17 protein-coding genes and 1 pseudogene are annotated in these 17,586 nt (G+C 60.1%); 11 read left to right on the top strand and 7 right to left on the bottom strand.

The genetic code is table 11. The features are described from left to right. Positions 1–14: 14 nt before the first annotated feature. The 6 genes from AC1DEM_RS08735 (at position 15) to AC1DEM_RS08760 (ending at position 8,108) form a co-directional block, all read left to right on the top strand. On the top strand, positions 15–2,048 hold the full coding sequence (locus AC1DEM_RS08735) for a hydantoinase/oxoprolinase family protein (protein WP_441410138.1): 2,034 nt from the start codon (positions 15–17) through the stop codon (positions 2,046–2,048). Further along, a complete protein-coding gene (locus AC1DEM_RS08740; RefSeq protein WP_441410139.1) occupies positions 2,045–3,700 on the top strand; it encodes a hydantoinase B/oxoprolinase family protein in 1,656 nt (551 codons plus the stop codon). Before AC1DEM_RS08735 ends, AC1DEM_RS08740 begins: the two co-directional genes overlap by 4 nt. Before the next feature lie 50 nt (positions 3,701–3,750). Continuing rightward, the gene (locus tag AC1DEM_RS08745) at positions 3,751–5,094 is read left to right on the top strand and encodes an MFS transporter (RefSeq protein ID WP_441410140.1); all 1,344 of its coding nucleotides are present in this window, start codon (positions 3,751–3,753) and stop codon (positions 5,092–5,094) included. Positions 5,095–5,134: 40 nt separating this feature from the next. Then, on the top strand, positions 5,135–6,463 hold the full coding sequence (locus tag AC1DEM_RS08750) for an aspartate aminotransferase family protein (RefSeq protein WP_441410141.1): 1,329 nt from the start codon (positions 5,135–5,137) through the stop codon (positions 6,461–6,463). 26 nt (positions 6,464–6,489) lie between these two features. Next, positions 6,490–6,855: a RidA family protein gene (locus AC1DEM_RS08755; protein WP_441410142.1), complete on the top strand. Its 366-nt coding sequence runs from the start codon at positions 6,490–6,492 to the stop codon at positions 6,853–6,855. A gap of 71 nt (positions 6,856–6,926) precedes the next feature. Then, positions 6,927–8,108 (top strand): aspartate aminotransferase family protein, encoded by a 1,182-nt coding sequence (locus AC1DEM_RS08760; RefSeq protein ID WP_441410143.1) that lies wholly within the window; start codon positions 6,927–6,929, stop codon positions 8,106–8,108. A gap of 221 nt (positions 8,109–8,329) precedes the next feature. On the opposite strand, the gene AC1DEM_RS08765 is transcribed toward AC1DEM_RS08760, so the two are convergent. Then, complete coding sequence (locus tag AC1DEM_RS08765) at positions 8,330–8,560, bottom strand: hypothetical protein (RefSeq protein WP_441410198.1); 231 nt, start codon at positions 8,558–8,560, stop codon at positions 8,330–8,332. A 113-nt stretch (positions 8,561–8,673) separates the two neighbouring features. Continuing rightward, a pseudogene (locus AC1DEM_RS08770) lies at positions 8,674–8,817 on the bottom strand (TraM recognition domain-containing protein); the annotation flags it as partial. A 276-nt stretch (positions 8,818–9,093) separates the two neighbouring features. On the opposite strand from AC1DEM_RS08770, the gene AC1DEM_RS08775 reads away from it, so the two are divergent. The 4 genes from AC1DEM_RS08775 (at position 9,094) to AC1DEM_RS08790 (ending at position 13,407) form a co-directional block, all read left to right on the top strand. Further along, positions 9,094–10,491 (top strand): flavin monoamine oxidase family protein, encoded by a 1,398-nt coding sequence (locus AC1DEM_RS08775; RefSeq protein ID WP_441410144.1) that lies wholly within the window; start codon positions 9,094–9,096, stop codon positions 10,489–10,491. 14 nt (positions 10,492–10,505) lie between these two features. Continuing rightward, entirely contained in the window at positions 10,506–10,919 is a 414-nt protein-coding gene (locus tag AC1DEM_RS08780) for a Rid family hydrolase (protein ID WP_441410145.1), read from the top strand. A gap of 142 nt (positions 10,920–11,061) precedes the next feature. Further along, the gene (locus AC1DEM_RS08785) at positions 11,062–12,546 is read left to right on the top strand and encodes an APC family permease (protein WP_441410146.1); all 1,485 of its coding nucleotides are present in this window, start codon (positions 11,062–11,064) and stop codon (positions 12,544–12,546) included. Positions 12,547–12,738: 192 nt separating this feature from the next. Further along, positions 12,739–13,407: a TetR/AcrR family transcriptional regulator gene (locus tag AC1DEM_RS08790; RefSeq protein WP_441410147.1), complete on the top strand. Its 669-nt coding sequence runs from the start codon at positions 12,739–12,741 to the stop codon at positions 13,405–13,407. A 65-nt stretch (positions 13,408–13,472) separates the two neighbouring features. On the opposite strand, the gene AC1DEM_RS08795 is transcribed toward AC1DEM_RS08790, so the two are convergent. The 4 genes from AC1DEM_RS08795 to AC1DEM_RS08810 all read right to left on the bottom strand — a co-directional run bounded on the left by AC1DEM_RS08795 (position 13,473) and on the right by AC1DEM_RS08810 (position 16,012). Beyond that, on the bottom strand, positions 13,473–13,775 hold the full coding sequence (locus AC1DEM_RS08795; protein WP_441410148.1) for a Dabb family protein: 303 nt from the start codon (positions 13,773–13,775) through the stop codon (positions 13,473–13,475). 94 nt (positions 13,776–13,869) lie between these two features. Continuing rightward, positions 13,870–14,310: a cupin domain-containing protein gene (locus AC1DEM_RS08800; protein ID WP_441410149.1), complete on the bottom strand. Its 441-nt coding sequence runs from the start codon at positions 14,308–14,310 to the stop codon at positions 13,870–13,872. 125 nt (positions 14,311–14,435) lie between these two features. Next, positions 14,436–15,212 carry a fumarylacetoacetate hydrolase family protein gene (locus tag AC1DEM_RS08805; RefSeq protein ID WP_441410150.1) on the bottom strand — a complete coding sequence of 259 codons (777 nt, stop codon included), beginning with the start codon at positions 15,210–15,212 and terminating at the stop codon, positions 14,436–14,438. 11 nt (positions 15,213–15,223) lie between these two features. Continuing rightward, positions 15,224–16,012: an SDR family NAD(P)-dependent oxidoreductase gene (locus AC1DEM_RS08810; protein WP_441410151.1), complete on the bottom strand. Its 789-nt coding sequence runs from the start codon at positions 16,010–16,012 to the stop codon at positions 15,224–15,226. Positions 16,013–16,325: 313 nt separating this feature from the next. Between AC1DEM_RS08810 and AC1DEM_RS08815 the strand changes: the two genes are divergently transcribed. After that, a complete protein-coding gene (locus AC1DEM_RS08815) occupies positions 16,326–16,637 on the top strand; it encodes a putative quinol monooxygenase (RefSeq protein ID WP_441410152.1) in 312 nt (103 codons plus the stop codon). 436 nt (positions 16,638–17,073) lie between these two features. Here AC1DEM_RS08815 and AC1DEM_RS08820 read toward each other — a convergent pair whose 3' ends face one another. Beyond that, positions 17,074–17,583, bottom strand: a complete 510-nt coding sequence (locus AC1DEM_RS08820) for a DUF4913 domain-containing protein (RefSeq protein ID WP_476884068.1) — start codon at positions 17,581–17,583, stop codon at positions 17,074–17,076. Positions 17,584–17,586 lie beyond the last annotated feature (3 nt).

Consider the following 17,586-nt stretch of genomic DNA (forward strand, 5'->3'; position numbering starts at 1 on the left):
AAGGAACAAAACTTATGGAATATATCGCTGGGATCGACGTCGGAGGCACATTTACCGATGTGGTCCTCCACGATGCAGAAACGGGAAGACTACGGATCGCCAAAGTCTTCTCCACACCCGGGGACCAGGCAGAGGGGCTCGTGTCTGGACTCAACCAACTGGAAGTACCGCTCGAACGTCTAGGTGCAGTTGTCCACGGAACGACTGTTGCCACCAATGCTGTCCTGGAGCGCAAGGGTGACCGCTGTGCCCTTGTAACGACCCGCGGATTCCGGGACGTGCTTGAGCTTCGCCGCCGCGACCGGCCCACGACCTATGGTCTGACTACTGGTTACACCCCAATCGTGCCTCGAAGCCTGTCCTTCGAGATCGATGAACGCATCGATTCGAAAGGCCGTGTTCACGCTCCTCTTAACGAGGATGAAGTACATGCCCTGGCAAGACGGCTGCGAACGGCGAACATCGAAAGCGTCGCCATATGTCTGCTCAACAGCTACGTCAATCCCGCTCATGAACAACGAATTGTCGAACTCCTGACGAAACTACTCCCGGACGTGGCCGTTAGTGCGTCCTATGAGCTTTGCCCCGAGGCCGGCGAATTCGAACGGGCCAACACCACGGCTGTCAACGCTTATGTAAGCGCCACGATGAGCCGATACCTGGACAGCGTTCAGAAACGTTTGAACTCCCAGGGCTTCAGGCACGAAGTTCAGGTCATGCAGTCCAACGGCGGGCTGACTCCCGCCAGCCGAGCTGGGCATTTGGGCGCACGGACCCTGTTGTCCGGACCTGCCGCGGGCACCGTCGCCGCGGCCGCATTCGGGGCCGCATCGGGCCTTGCCAACGTCATTTCCTGCGATATGGGCGGCACCAGCTTTGACGTGGCGCTCATCCCTGATGGCAGCCCAGCCATCACTTCCGAGAAGAATATCGACTACGGAATGCCGATCAAACTGCCGATGATCGACATCACTACCATTGCCGCGGGCGGAGGATCAATCGCTTCAGTCGACCGCGGAGGCATACTGCAAGTCGGCCCTGAGAGTGCAGGATCTGACCCCGGACCTGCCTGCTACGGCCGTGGAGGTATTCGGCCCACCGTGACAGATGCCAACGTCGTCCTCGGCAGAATCGCCCCTAAGCAGCAGTTGGGGACACAAGAAGGTTTCAAGATTGACCTCAACGCCGCACAAGATGCCATCCGCAATGAAGTCGCCGAACCTCTCGGACTCACTGTTGACGAAGCCGCGCTGGCGATCATCCGCATCGCCAATGAAAAGATGGCCGCTGCTATCCGAAGCGTCAGCGTTGACAAGGGCTATGACCCGCGCAACTTCGCCTTCGTCGGTTTCGGCGGCGCCGGCCCAATGCACATTGTCGAACTTGCCCGGACTGTCGGTGCCACCACAGTGCTGATCCCTCCCCACCCAGGCGCCCTGAGCGCCTACGGCTGCTTGATCGCGGATGCAAAGTACGACTACGTAACCGCAGTCAATGCCACCGTTGAAGGCAGCAGCTTTGCCGACACAGTGCAGCACATTCTCGCCGAACACCGCGTCACCGGTGACGTACTGCTGACCAACGACGGCTTCGACAACACCGTCATAACAGTCGAACACTTCGCTGAAATGAGTTTCAGCAAGCAGAGGTACACACTGCGGATTCCCCTCGGGGACGTAGAGACCAACTGGACAGCCAAGTGCCTCATCCAGGCGTTCCTCGATCAGCATGCCACTACATATGGGGGCAGGCACCCATCACGGGATATCAAACTGATAAACCTCCGTACCGTCGCCACCGGAAAACGGTCACTGCAAATGGGGTCAGCTCTACCCGCAAGTACCGGTCACGCGCTGGCAAAACGAACCATAACGTTCGACGGCATGACAGTAATGGTCGACGTGCTCTCCCGGGACACATTGACCGTGGGCCAGACACTGGAAGGACCTCTGGTGATTGAACAAACAGATACAACCATCATCCTGCCGCCAGGCACAACGTCGGTGGTCCAGAACGATAGTTCTCTTCTCGTGGAGGTGGCCCGATGAGGCCCGAAGTAGATGCCCTGTCTTTGGCCGTGATCCGCGGCCGACTCGAGCAAATCGCAGACGAAATGGACACTGTCTTTGAACGCATGGCGTTCTCCCCGGTCATCTCAGACGCATGGGACCGCGCCGACGGAATCTATTCCGCGGTTGACGGATCGATGATCGTGCAAGGCGTCCGCGGTCTGCCCATCTTCGTCGGCACCATGCAATACACGGTTGCCAGCGTCTTATCCGCAATCGAGGATCCGAAGCCTGGCGACATGTACTTGGTGAATGATCCTTTCGCCGGCGGTACTCACATCATGGACACCAAGATGGTGCGGCCGTTCTATTACCGCGGCAAATTATTTGCGATGCTGGCAAACACAGGCCACTGGACAGACCTCGGCGGACGCGTCCCCGGAGGCTTCGCAGCAGAAGCGAGCGACTGCTACCAGGAGGGCCTGCGCATCCCGCCTGTGCGTCTCTTCACTGACGAGGCATTGAATTCGGATATCCTCGCAATCCTGCAGACTAATTCCCGGCTGCCGGACGATGTCCTGGGCGACGTCCAGGCACAGGCGACGGCGTTGCGAGCCGGGGATGCACGATTGACCGAGCTCCTTGATGAATACGGTGCCGACCTTGTCTCCGCGGTGATCGATACACTGCGCGAACGTTCTTCGATTCAGATGCGTAGCTATATCAAGGACATCCCTGATGGCACGTACCAGTTCACTGAGGACATGGACAACGACGGCATCGTCGATAAGGCCCTAAGCATCGCAGTTGAGCTCACCGTCTCCGGCGAGGAAATGACAGTCGACTTCAGCAAATCCTCACCCCCTTGCGAGGGGCCGATGAACTCCGTTTACGCGGCCACCGTCTCCAGCGCCATTGTCGCGATCAAACACGTCTTCCCCGATGTGCCCATCAACTCAGGGATCTTTGAACCCCTTACTTTCGTAATCCCCGAAAGTGTCTTCCTGAACGCCAAGGTGCCCCGGCCTGTGGCCGGATGCGCAGCGGAAACAAGCCAGCGGATCATCACGGCGGTCATGGGCGCGTTGGCCGGGGCCCTTCCGGACCGAGTGCCCGCGGGCTCCTCGGCTACCTCCAACAACCTGTCCATCGGCGGCGTTGACGAGGAAGGCGACCCGTTTGTCATGTACGTCTTCCTAGGCGGCGGCTACGGGGGCCACAAAGCTGGAGATGGGCTCTCAAACGGCTGCTCGCTCATGAGCATTGGCCTGATCCAGTCAGTCGAAACACTGGAACAGCGCTATCCCATTCTCGTCCGCCAGTACTCGCTCCGCGAGGACTCATTCGGTGAAGGCGAATTCCGAGGCGGACTCGGTGTGCATTTCGAGTTCGAGTACACCGGTGATCGAGGACGCGCGAGCCTGCTCGGAGACCAATCGAAAACCGCTCCAGTTGGTCGCGCCGGTGGAGGTCCCGGGGCGGCATCGGCGCCCTGGTTCCGCCTCCGGGGCGAGAAAGTCATCCTTCCCATGATCAGCAAGGGAGAGAACATCCCACTCACGCGGGGTGACCTCATCTGCATGCTCACTCCTGGAGGAGGTGGCTACGGCCACCCTTCAGCCCGGTCCGACAAGGCCCTAAGGGCCGATGTCGAGTCAGGCTACGTCCGGGCAGCGCCCTCCGCCCTGTGACACGCAACCATCGCAAAGCATCAGCTTCGGCACCACCACCTGGAGGCATCATGGAAAACACCGGACAAGCAGCGCACGAACAGACAAAATCCCTGCGGCGGGCCATCATGGGAAGCCTTGTTGGCACGTCTCTGGAATGGTACGACTTCTTCCTCTATGGGACGGCAGCCGCCCTCGTCTTCGGCGAGGTATTCTTCCCGTCATATGACCCTCTAACGGGAACGCTCTTATCATTCATTACATTCGCTGTGGGCTTTGCTGCCCGCCCCGTTGGCGCAGTGATAGCTGGCCACTTCGGCGACAAGATCGGACGCAAAAAGGTTTTGCTGGCCACCATCATGGTGATGGGATTGTCAACTATCGGTATCGGACTCCTCCCAAGCTACGCGACCGCAGGAGTGCTCGCTCCGATTCTGCTGGTCACGGTCAGGCTCATTCAGGGCCTTGCACTTGGCGGTGAATGGGCTGGCGGCGCGCTAATGATCGCCGAACGTGCACCCCAGGAACGGCGAGGCTTCCTAACAAGCTTCGTTCAGGTCGGTGCATCCATCGGCAACCTTCTTAGCACCGGAATCCTGCTGCTGATGTCCACGGCCCTTCAACATGACGATTTCGTTGCTTGGGGGTGGCGCGTACCGTTCCTGCTGTCGGCAGTAGTAGTTGTCGTGGGCATCTACATTCGTCTGAAAGTCACCGAGACACCCGCCTTTGACGCCCTGAAGCAAAGTGGCAGCGTCAGCAAATCCCCCGTGCTTGAGCTGTTGCGGCGGCAGCCCCTCGACGTCCTTCGCGTGATTGGGATTCGGGCCGGAGCGGACATTATGTTCTACCTGCTCATTACCTTTCTCCTGACCTACATTTCGAAGACCCTGGGCCTGCCCACTACGGTTGGCCTCACCGCAGCAATGCTTGGAGCGGGAATGCAGCTCCTGACGTATCCGGCTTTCGCCGCACTCAGCGATCGCTTCGGTCGGAAACCGCTGACCATCTTCGGCGCGGTAGGGGCGATCATCTGGATGGTCGTCGCCTTCTTCCCGCTGGTCGACACCAAATCTGTCGGGTTGATCATCCTTGCCGTGCTGGTCGGTCTCGTCTTCCACTCTGCGATGTACGGCGTCCAGGCAGTGTGGATCTGCGAGCTATTTGACGCCAAGCACCGGTACAGCGGCGCTTCACTCGGATACCAGCTAGCCGGCATCGTTGGCGGCAGCCTGGCGCCTACCATCGCGATCGGTCTTCTGCAGATCTTCGGTTCCACAACTGCCATCACCGTCTACGTCTGCCTCGCTCTGGCCATTGTCGCTGTGACGGCTGCCTTCACCCGGGAAACCCGGGGCGTGAGGATGAACGACCACGAAGAACAGCAAACTGCGGACACATCTGTTCACGCATAGCGTCCGGCCGCCGGCCCCACCAAATGAACTAGGAAGAATTATGACCAGCACAAGCACGCTGAAGGCACTCGAGGCTGAGTGGTTGGAGACGTATCACCGGCGAAATGCCCGATCGAAGGCGGCGAACGAGTCCGCACAAAATTTCATTGCCAAAGGTCAGCGAACACGGTTCAACTCGGGAATGCCATATCCCGTCTACATCCAGCAGGGATCGGGTTCCCATTTCACTGACGTGGATGGCAATGACATCCTGGACTGCAACGCTGGGTGGAACGCAAGCTTTATTGGACGGTCCCACCCAGTCGTGGCCGCCGCAGTCCACGACGCTATGAACCAACTGGGGGCGCCTGGAGGCGCGATGCACCCCTCCCCCATTCGGGACGAATTCGCGCAACAGTTGTGCGAACGCATCCCGGGTGCGGAACGGGTCGTGTTCGCTCCCTCCGGGTCGGAAGCCAATACGTACGCGCTGCGCCTGGCCCGGTCCTTTACAGGACAGCAGACCGTCATCAGGGTAGCTGGCGGCTTCCACGGCCAACACGACGCCCTCCTCGGCGAACAATCGTCAAAAGCGGGTATCTCCCCAACTGCGCATAATAACGTCATCACCGTGCCGTTCAATGATCTCGCAGCCGTTAACGAGGCCTTGGATCTCCATCCGGGGTCAGTCGCGGCAGTGATCGCTGAGCCCATGATGACGATCCCCGGTGCTGTGCATCAAAGAAATGGGTTCCTTGAAGGCCTCCGCTCTGCCACACAGCGCCATGGGACGCTCTTCATCCTTGACGAGGTCATAACTGGTTGTCGATTCGCTGTCGGCGGCGCAAGTGAGTACTACGGCTTTGAAGCGCCGGACCTGATTGTCATGGGCAAAATGCTTGGCGGCGGCCTGCCTGTCGCCGTAGTGACCGGGCGGCCCGACATTCTTGAGCAACCAATCAGCGCATCAAACACGCATGCTCAAAATCCTGTTGCCCTTGCCGCGGCCGTAGCTACGATGCGACTAACAACCAGGGAGGTATTCACAGAAGCGGCGTCTAAGGGCGAAAAGCTACGAGAGGTCCTACGCGGCCTCTCGGCAAGGCTTGCAACCCCGCTGGCAGTCACTGGTGACGGCCCGTGCGTGGGACTCCACTTCACCAGTGAAGAAGTCACTGATTTCGCGTCAGCCGAACGTGCAGACCACGGGTTGTGGCGCCTAATGTGCTTGGGATTGGCCAACACTGGGCTCGGGCTTACCAGCAGGACCTTTGGTCCGAATGCAGCCTGGACCGAGGAAGATCTCGAATTTGCCATCCAAGCCTTCACATCGACGCTCACGGCCATTTCGAGAGCGCAGAAAAATACATTGCAGGAGGCCAGCGTATGACACATCCAACAAAGAGGACGGAAGTGTTGAGCATTGACGTACCAAGCCCCCGCGGTCACTTTTCGCACGCCGTAATCGCCGGAGATTTTGTGCACGTGTCCGGCCTGCTCGGCTTTGACGCCTCCGGACAGCTCCCTGAACCGGGGGACATCGAAGCTCAGACGGCGCGAATATTGGACTCACTCGAGTCGATCCTTCATGCAGCAGGTTCTTCTCCAGCCTCCTTGGTAAAGCTCACTGTCTACGTCACCGACATCAGCGAACGTTCCGCAGTGAACAGGCTGCGGGCTACTCGCTGGCCCGACACAAAACCGGCCAGCACCCTTGTCGAAGTCAGTGACTTGGCCGCCGAAGGTGCCGTCATCGAAATCGATGCCGTCGCCGTACGCTGACCCGCAGTCCCTGGCCTACACAAGCAGGCCAGGGACTGCCCCCAACGCCCCAGCTGAAGAGAATCGACACAATGCCAACGTCCACCAAACATTTGCCCGACATTTTCGATCGAGCCAAGAGGGTCATGCCAGGCGGCAACACTCGTTCGACCGTGTTCGTCCCTCCCCATCCACCGTATGCCGCCGAAGGTTCCGGCGCCCTTGTCACCGATGAAACCGGACGATCGGTCATCGACTGCAACAACAACTACACATCCCTGATACATGGGCATGCCAAGGAAGAAGTCCTTGACGCCGCTCTTGATGCCGCCAAAAAGGGAACTGCATTCGGCCTGCCGACCAGGTACGAAGTGGAAATGGCTGAGTGCCTTGCAGAACGAACCGGTATCCAGCAGTGGCGCTTCTGCAACTCGGGAACTGAAGCCGTTCTCATGATGCTTCGCGCAGCGCGAGCCCACACGGGGCGCGACATCATCATCCGCTTCGAGGGCAGCTACCACGGCACCGGCGATGAAGTTGTGGACCAAAAATCGCTGGGCGTCCCGGCTTCGACACGACAATCTGTTGTTGTGCTCCCCCAAAACGACCTCCGGGCTCTTTCGGATGCACTCCAAAACCACAGCCACAGAACTGCAGCGGTTCTTATCGACCTGATGCCTAACCGCGCGGGGCTGCAACCAGCAACCCAGGAATTCGTCCAAGAGCTCAGGGCACTCACACGGCAATACGATGTGCTGTTAGCGGTAGACGAAGTGATCAGCCTTCGCCTTAGCTGGGGGGGGTTTCATAAACATTATGGCGTGGAGCCGGACCTGATCTCGGTAGGGAAGATCATTGGAGGCGGTTTTCCCGCCGGAGCGATCGGCGGAAGCCCCGACATTCTCAAGACGTTCAGCCCAACAACGACCGGCAACGTCATGTGGGGTGGCACGTTCACCGCCAACCCCGTGACTATGGCAGCTGGCCTCACTGCCCTCCGCCTATACGACGAAGAAGCCGTATTAGATCTGAACATCCGAGGCGACCGCTTGCGCAGTCAACTGAAATCCGCGGGAATTCCGGTCAACGGCTTCGGATCACTGATGCGCATAGTCACCCCAGACATCGAATCCCTTTGGTGGAATCTCTACGATAAGGGCGTCCTGGCCGGCTCCAATGGACTCCTTGCCCTCTCAACAGCAATGACCGATGACCACATCCAACAAGTCGCAGAAGCAGTCATTTCTAGTACCGCTGACCTCTCAGTCAAATGAAGGTGATTCAAATTGAGAGAGCTGGTCGGTTGAGTGCAATAAAACCACAACCAAACCGGCTTTGCTGCTTTTGACGTTCTTCCGAGATAGGCCTAGAACTCACCTGACAGGATGAGTGTTGGAGGCCGGCGGTGGCTGGTCAGCCGATTGGGAGTGTGCGCGTGAGTACCTGGATCAGAACGAGGAGCGTCAGCTCGAAGGCCTGGTTCTGGACCGGGTCTTCACCGGGATATAGCCAGGCCACAGCTCATCGAACTGCTGCCGTTCGCCCGCGACGGAGACGCCGTGGTGTAGCGGTTGGCGATGGCGCGCCATTGTTTCTTCTGCCCGGTGACCCAGGGGGTGGCGGCAGCTGCTGCAGCGAGGGGCACTTCGTCTTTCTCCGGCCTGGGGCTGTACTTCTTGATGGACGCCTCCACGGCTTCCCTGTGGGCCCCGGTGTACCAGGGCATGGTGCGGACCAGGGTGCCGGTGCGTCGGAAGCGAGGACGACGGCGCGGCCGCGGTCGAGTTCGGCGAGGTTGGAGACGTCGAAGATGCGTTCCTTGCCCTCCTGCCGGGAGCGGCTGGAGCCGGACTTGCCGGAGGAGATGGAGACGTTGGTGTAGCTGTAGTCCCCGATCAGGTCCGAGAGGGCTCGGAGGAACCCTTCTTCGGCGACGTCGCCGCCGTAGACCTTGACGTTGGCGGTCGACCAGATTTTCCGCATGTTCGCTTCGCCCCACAGTTAGTAGAGGGGACGCCCCGAGGGGCGTGTCCCATTGCCAGGGACTACTGCTGCGGCTGGGGACAGCCGACGAGTGCAGGGCCGGTCAAAGAATATTTCAGAAAAGTGCTGCTACTTCAGCCTATTCCTGCTAAATTGATTGCTACCTAACGTTAGTTAGGTCACTCTCTGGCATTAGGTACATCACTGAGGGGAGCTGCGGTCGTGAGCCGTCTGGCGATCGCATCGTGGGCTCCCATAAGCAGGAAGAGCTTCACAATGTCAACCACTGTTAATGAGGCCGGCAACCAGACCGATGCCATCATCGTGGGTGGCGGCCTGTCTGGAATGGCCGCCGCCTACACTCTGGCGAGCGAGGGCCTGCGGGTCACGGTGCTCGAAGCGAAGGACCGTGTGGGAGGCCGCACGCATTCTGACCCGGATGTCCCGGGCGGTCCTCTTGATCTGGGCGGCATGCTCATTGGAACAACCCATCATCGTTCGCGAGCTCTGGGGGAGGGACTTGGCTTGGCCTGGGTTCCGGCGCGACCGAAGGGCGATATGAGCTACCGCGTCGAAGGGCAGGTCGTGAGGGCTCCTGATGGGGGCTACCCGGAGTCCATCGCCGGGGCCACCGACCTGGAAGTGGAGCTGTCGAAGGCAAACGCACTGTTCGATGAACTCGCCAAGCAGGTCGGAGCGGAGGGGCCGTGGAACACCCCTGAGGACATCGCACTGGACAGCATCACCGTTGCGTCGTGGCTTGAGCAGAACGTTGCCAATCCGGTGGTGCGTCGCATCGTCACCACGGATCTGAATATCATCGTCGGTGCCGATACCTCGGAAATGTCCATGCTGTTCTGGGCGCAGTACGTCGCCAAGTGCGAAGGCATGCGCTCTCTGCAGGTCACCGCCAACGATGCCCTTTGGCTCGGCGGCTCCCAGCAGATCTCGCAGCGAATCGCAGAACTGCCTGGGATCACTGTCGTCACCGAGGCACCCGTTCACGCCATCTCCTACACCAATGACTTGGTCGTAGTGGAGTCGGCGCAGGGCCGGTTCACCGCACCGGCGGCCACCATCGCGGTTCCGCCGTCCGCGGCGAACACCATCCAGTTTTCACCTGAACTGCCCCTTCCCCGCCGGCAGCTGCAGGCCCGAGCGCCCATGGGTCGGGAGTCGAAGGTCCAGATGCGCTATGACCGCCCGTTCTGGCGTGATGCCGGCCTTTCAGGCGAAATTTTCGATCTCGACCTTGGCTACCTTTCCCTGGACGTCACCCGGCCCGGGGACGACTGGTCCACTATCGTGGCGTTTATCGGAGGAAAGGACTACGACGCCTGGTTCGCCCTCGGCGCCGAAGCCCGGAAGAAGGCGGTGCTCGATTCGCTGGTCGCAGTCCTGGGCCCTGACGCCGCCCACCCACTCGGATACCACGAGACGGACTGGCCGAGCGTCCCGTACACAATGGGCGCCCCGGTGACCGTCCTGCCACCGGGTCTGTTGAGCAGCATCGGCAACGCCCTCAACGCACCCGTGGGGCCACTCCGGTTCGCCGGCACTGAAGCCGCGCCGATGTGGACCGGCTACATGGAAGGTGCTGTCCAGGCCGGCGAAGCCGCAGCCCACAGCATCCTGGCCACGCACAAGACCCGGGCGGCAGGTGCCGCCCGATGACTAAGGAGCCATCAATGACAGAAGATACCGCTGCCGGTTTCACCTACCTCGTTCCAGAGGGAACGGAAGAGGTGGGCGAAACCTACGGGCTGGCTCCGGGACTGCGAACGGGCGACCTGATCTTCGTTTCCGGCCAGCTCGGAATCGACGAGAACGGCGCGATCCCGGCTGACGGTGCGCGTCAGGCTGAGCTGGCGATTCTCGCCGTGCAGCGTGTACTGGCCGAGGCAGGGGCTACCCTGCGTGACATTGTTCAGCTGCAGACCTTCCATAAGGGAGGAATGGCTGCCACGAACGAATGGTTCCTGCCGGTGAAGTCGCGCTTCTTCACCGCTCCTTACCCTACGTGGACGGGCTTCGGAGTCGCGGACCTTGGCGGAGAAGGCGCCCTTATCGAGATCGGCGCGATCGCCCGCGTCCGCTCCTGAATCCTGCATGGCCGCCGGCACCACACATGTTGGCGGGCGGCCATGCAGGCGGGATCCTTAGGGTCCCACTTCTTTCTGGCGGCCAGCTTGGGGCGGCACCAGGTCCATCTATTGATTCGCATCCAAAAAAGAGGCAAACAAGATGAGGAATGATCCCCCTCCCACGACACTGAACACCGGCCCAGCCTCGGAGACGACGACCAGCCGTCTTACCGGCAACATGGGCATCACCGAGCTCGTGCTGAGCGTGCTCGCCTTCTCCGCCCCGATCGTCACCGTCTCGGGTTTCATCGCCTTCACGGTCATCTTCGGCGGAACGACGTCCCCCGTCGCTTTCCTGACGGCCACGGTCGCCCTGACCATCTTCGCGGTCGGATTTACGACCATGACCAAGCACATCCCGCGCCCGGGCGCCTTTTACGCCTACGTCAGTACAGGCCTAGGCAAGATCGTCGGGCTGGGGGGCGCCTACCTGGCCATCGTCTCCTACTCCATGATCATCACGGGACTATACTCCTTCACCGGAATCACCATGTCTGCGCTGGTCCAGAGTTTCGGCGGACCAGAGACCCCGTGGTGGGTATGGTCCTACACCGCTTTTGCGCTCGTCGGTGTTCTCGGCTACTTCAACATCGAACTCTCAGCGAAGGTGCTGAGCGTGGTCATGATCCTCGAAGTCGTGGTCGTCATGACGTTCAATGTCGCGACCCTCTCCAAGGGAGGAGCGGAAGGACTTTCCGCCGCACCGTTCAACCCGGTGGAATTCTTTTCCCAAAGCGAGGTAGGCGTTGCGTTGCTGTTCGCATTCCTGACCTTCATCGGATTTGAAGCCACGGCCATGTACCGGGACGAGGTCAAAAACCCCAACAAGACAGTTCCCCGGGCCACCTATCTTGCCGTGGTCCTCATTGGTCTGCTGTACTGCCTGTCCTGCTACGCCCTCGTTAGCGCCTACGGCTCCAAGGCCGTGGATACTGCCACGAACAATCCGACGGGCATGTTCAACGACGCACTCGACCGATTCGTCATGCCGGGTTTCTCGAACGTCGCGCTGGTTCTGGTAGCTTCCTCCTGTGTTGCTGCTCTGATCTCTACCCATAACGTCATAGCCCGGTACCTGTTCAACATCGGCTCTGACCGGGCGCTGCCGCCCTATCTCTCCAGGGTTCACAAGCGCCATCACTCCCCTCACCTGGCATCTATCACCGTCTCGATCGTGGTTGCACTGGCCCTGCTTTCCTTCGTCGTCGCAGGCACCGACGCCGCTCAGCTTTACGGTCAGATGGCCGGCCTCGGTTCCACCGGCGTTCTCGTCCTGATGGCTTTGGTGAGCCTTGCCGTAGCGGTGTTCTTCTTCCGCAAGGGAGTGCCGGCCAGTGAAAACATCTGGAAAGTCTTCGTCGCACCCATCGTGTCCTTCCTGGCGCTTACGGCCGTTGTGGTGTTCGCCATCATGCGCTTCGAACTCGTCGTCGGCGGTGAACCAGGGCAGAACCTTGGACTGCTGTACGTTCTGGGTGCAAGCCTCCTCCTCGGAACCCTCGTTGCGGCATACTTCCGATGGGCCAAGCCGCAGATCTACCAGGGACTTGGCCGGAGGGACACAGGACCAGTCGACCTGTCCTGACTGGACTGTGGACGGGGGGCTGGAGACAGTGCCCCCTCCACAGCCTCGGCCAGCGCCGCTTTCCCCGTCAGCATCCCCGCAGGCTGGGGACGTGAACGGCGGTTGGCGGCGATCATGGCTGATGAGTGGACTTAAGATAGGCAGGTGGCCATCTGCCGGCAGCTGGCCATGCCAAACAGATTCAGGAGAGAAATGTTAGAGCGACCGCAGCGCATGCAGGCTCTTGACGTCGTGCGCGACCAGATAGCTTCGTTCGACTGGACGAACCTGACCGATGGACGACGACTCATACTTGAGGCGTTCCTACGCATCGCCACTACCGCCGGTTATTCAGCAGTCACAATGCGGGCCCTCGGCAGGCAGGTGAACGTCAAGGCACCCAGCCTGTACAGTCACTTTCCCGGCGGTCGGGATGAGGTCGTCAGCGAAGCCCTTACGTGGCACTACTCCCAATTTGCTACCGGGACCATCCAGGCAGTCGAAAGCACGGCTGACGCCATGGAATTCTGGACGACGCTTGTCGATCAACACGTCCGGCGCCAGCTGCAGACTCCTGAAAATGACATGTTCGACCTGATGCTCGCAACGGACCGGATCAGCGGGTTCCTCCCGCCCGAAACCCGCGAAGAAATTAGCCACCTCGTTGATTTGAACGCCGGGCTGTTCAAAGGCGCTGCCTTGGACATGGGCTATCAGGGCGACGTCGACCAGGCCGTCGCGATTGTCCTCACCGTCCTGGACGGAGTCCGGTCATGGAGCCGCTGGAACGGTGACATCGCTGCCTTGGATGGCATCGCGGAAGTCGCCATCCGCACCTCCTTAGCGACCCTGGACGCGCACCTACTCAGCAGCACAAAGTAACCGCTTGCGACGACGGGGTGCCCCTGAATACTCAGAGTATTCAGGGGCACCCCGTTTGCTTCGGCTCAGACCCGTGAATCGATGATCGCCTTCTCGGCGACGTGCACCGCGACTTCCCGCGCCACGGCCAGGTGCAGCGGATGTTCCATGTAGGTCTCCAGGGCGGCTTCGGATTCATGGTGGGAAACGAGAACCAGATCCCAGTGGGCGGCGACCTTTCCCAGATCCGGCCGCACCCGCAGGTCAACCAGACCGGGAATCCGGCCGGTGTCCAGTTTCCTGAGTTCAGCCTGGGCCAACGATGACTGCCGGCGCTTTTCCTCGATGTCAGTGCCGGAAAGGCGGAAGGCTACGATGTGCTGGATCATGGGGTTTTCTCCTGAAATGGATGGCTAAGGGGTATCGATTCGAAAGAGGGCTCCCGATCGTGAATGATCGGGAGCCCTCTTTCATGTCCAACTCTCAGTCGCGGTAGTCAATCTCGATGTCCGCGACCTCATGATCCGGGAGGTTCACCACGATGTTGTCCGGCTGGCGGGTGGTGAGCCAGATCAGTTCCTTACTGCGGCTGGCGTTTCCCTCGATGTGCGGCATGTGCGGGGGTACGAAGATGAAGTCTCCTTCATCCGCGTAGACGATCTCCTCGAATCGTTCCCCGAAACGAAGGTATGCGCTGCCCTGCAGGACATAGCCCCCGGTTTCGGCCACCCCGTGGTGATGCGGATCGGAAGCTTCGCCTACCGCCGTGTATACCTTTCCGAACCAGAGGTGCTCGACCTCGGTGTTCCGCGGCGTCACACCGGCGTAGCGCCGCGCCTGTGAAGTCTGGTCCTGATCCAGAAAGGGGAGATTGTCTCCCTTCTGTACGCTGGGGCGCTTGTACTCGATGCGCTGTTCGGTCATTTTCTTCTTCCTTCCTTAAGTGCGCCTCTGGCGCACTGTTCAAACTTGGTTGGTTCTGCCGTATGGGGGGGGAAGCTCAGTCAGCCGTTCCGATGCGGATGGTGTTGCGCAACTCGCCGATTCCTTCAATCCGGGTCCTCATCACGTCCCCGTCCCGCAGGTATCGCGGGCGGTGTCTTGACGAAGCCGACGCCTCCGGGAGTGCCGGTAGCTATGATGTCTCCGGGCTCCAGCGTCAGAAACTGGCTGATGTAAACCACCAGCTTCGTGACGCTGAAGATCAGGTCGGACGTGTTGCCCGACTGCTCCACCCTGTCGTTGACAAGGGTTTCGACTTGCAAGCCGTCCTCGGGAGAAACTTCGTCGGGTGTGACGATGACCGGACCCAGCGGTGAGGATTTATCGAAATTCTTGCCCTGGAACCATTCCGAGGTACGGCGTTGCCAATCCCGGACGCTCAGGTCATTGAACACCGTGTAGCCTGCTATCGCCTCCCGCGCCCGCTGCTCGTCGGCCTGGTTGGTTCGTGTGCCGATCACGACTGCAAGTTCTGCTTCCCAGTCGATTTCTGCGCTCAGGTCGGGTAAGCGGATCTCGGCCCGCGGCCCGGTCAAAGCGGTGGAGACCTTGGTGAACAAGGTCGGCACTTCCGGAGCCGTCTTGCCGACTTCTGCGGCGTGGTCGTAGTAGTTCAGGCCGACGCAGATGGTCTTGCCCGGCCTGCTGATCGGGGCCAGGAGGTCTTCAGGGTCGGGCGCTTCGCCCTGCTGCGCGGGAAGTGAAGTCCATTCTGGAGTATTCAGGAGCTGCCCCACGTCATGAACGTCGTAGTAGTAGGTGCCGGTTTCGTCTTGCCGGAATGCACGGCTGTGATCGCCGTTCCGGGCGGTGCCGAGCCTCATGGAACCTCCTCCTAGACCAGGGTCATACCGCCGTCGATCATGATGCACTGGGCGGTCATGTAATCGGAGTCGCCCGAAGCCAGGAAGAGCGCGGTGCCGACGATGTCCTTCGGGTACGCCTTCCGGCCGCGGATGATGCCCTTCTCATACTCATTCAGCGCCGTTCCGGGCTTCTCAATGTCACCAATGGCGTACAGGTCCTGATCCAGCTTGTCCCAAAGGGGCGTGGCAACGACACCCGGAGCAAAGGCGTTCACGGTGATCTCATGCTTGGCCAGCGCCTTGGCCCCGGACTGGGTCAAGGAAATGACGGCAGCCTTCGAAGCACTGTAGGGAGCAAAGGTGGGGAACCCTTCCCTGCCGGCAATTGAGGACGTGTTGATGATCTTGCCGCCCTGTCCCTGCTCGACCATCTGCCTGGCCGCTTCCTGGGTGCCGATTAGCACGCCCAAGGCGTTGATATCCAAAACCTTCCTGAAGTTCTCTTCCGTGATGTCGAGGAACTGCATTGGGGCATTAAAGCCCGCGTTATTGAACCAGACATCGAGGCGGCCAAACTCGCTGACTGCTGTTTGAACCGCCGCGCGCACCTGGGCCCGGTCAACAACGTTTGCGACGGCATAGGCGGCCGAGCCGCCAGCTTCGACGATGTCGTCGACAGCCTTCTTCGCAGCGTCCTCGTTCAGATCGACGATCAGGACCCTCGCACCCTCACGGGCGAAGGCCTCACCGAACGCCAGGCCCATACCACTGGCACCGCCAGTGATTCCAATTACTTTGCCTTCAAGCCTTCCAGCCATGAGAGCCCTTCCTCCCTGCGCGTCTCTGCGCGGTCGATAGTTCAAACGCTAGTAGTGCCTAACTAACGTTAGGTAGCAATGTAGCAGATATCACACCAGAAAGCAGCACCTTTTGGAAAATCTGGCCCGCTTCCTCGGAGTCTTATGGCTGGCTTATCGGCAGAAGCCCCTCGCATTCAGGGTTCGCAATTTTTGCACTGGGATCGCAGGGCGCCGCTCGCAGCACTCGAATAAGGCTGCCGCGGCCTCTATCCAATCTACGCCGCCCGAGCTAACGTTAGTTAGGTTGATCCACAAACCAAAGGAGTATTTCTTGAGTGTCATAGTTACCGCCCACTTCGAAGCGCACGAAGGGCACGAGCAGAACCTCATCGATGCACTGAGGGAGTCCATCCCTGCGGTTCATGCTGAGCCGGGCTGCCTAATGTTCGCCCTCCATAGGGCTGAAAACCGCTCTGTAGTCCTGCTCGAAAAATGGGAGTCGGAGGAGCTTCTCCAGACGCACCTGGATGGAGATCCGGTGGCCGCCTTAGTGGACCGAATCGAGCCCCACATCGCCAAATCCCCGGAAGTGGTTCGGCTAACGGCTGTACCGGCTGGGACCGGACATCAAGGAATTCTCTAAGATCACGACGCCGCAAACCATTTGCATGTGACCCTCCCGTTCCTCAGAGGAATGCAGCCACCGGAGCCTCCTGACTCTCGCAACTCGGGAGGCCCCGGTTCCACTCTCCGGATCATTCCATCGTCAAGGTTTCGCACCACCAGCCCCTGAGATACCAACACGACTTTTCGGATGGTTGGCTCGAAGAGAGCCGCCAGCCAGGATAGGAGTAATGTGATGGCCAATTTGTTCTGGCCATTCTTGGAATATTCCTCCTTCTCACCGCTCTAGGGTTGCGGCGACTCAAAGCCGCGCCTGGTCACATGCAGCCCCGCGGTACAGCTGTTTTTTCAAGCAGGCCATCGGCCTTTGCGGTCACCGCAAAAACGGCTGCCGCTCTCGTAACAGCAGTGGCTCATCTTTTGTCGTGCTATCGATCCTCGCGCCGGAGCGGTAACTAGCAAGTTCGAGGTGCAACCGGTTCCACTGAGGGCTCCGCCTCCCCTAGGAGCCCAGCCCTTGCGGGCCGGGCGGGATCAAGGCGGACATCGGGGAACCATCCAATCGGGGCCTTCTTCGGTTCCAGGTGCTCGGGATCCCGGTGCTTTTCCATGTCGCATTTGTAGAACGGTCCGCGTGGGTCGAGGAGCACGCTCATGTGGTGGTCTGCGTGGTCTTTGAACCACACGCTGATGCCGGTGGCCCCGTCGAGTCTGAGGTGTTCCCAGGCCCGCCACAGAGCTTCTATTCGGGAGACTGCTTCGGGGTGGAAGTACCATTCGATGCACCATTTTGCTGCGCGGCCGTCGACGTCGCGGACGTAGGTGGGCAGCAGCTGCTCGTGCAGGAATTCCTCGGCTGAGCCGTAGACGAGTTCCGGTGGCTTTTGCTCGTCTCCAGCCGTGCTGGCGGGCTCTTCTGCGCTGGTGCCGGGCGCTTCACGGAATCGGCCGATATCGATGGTCATGTC

The sequence above is a fragment of the Arthrobacter sp. 05T420 genome (assembly GCF_056396305.1).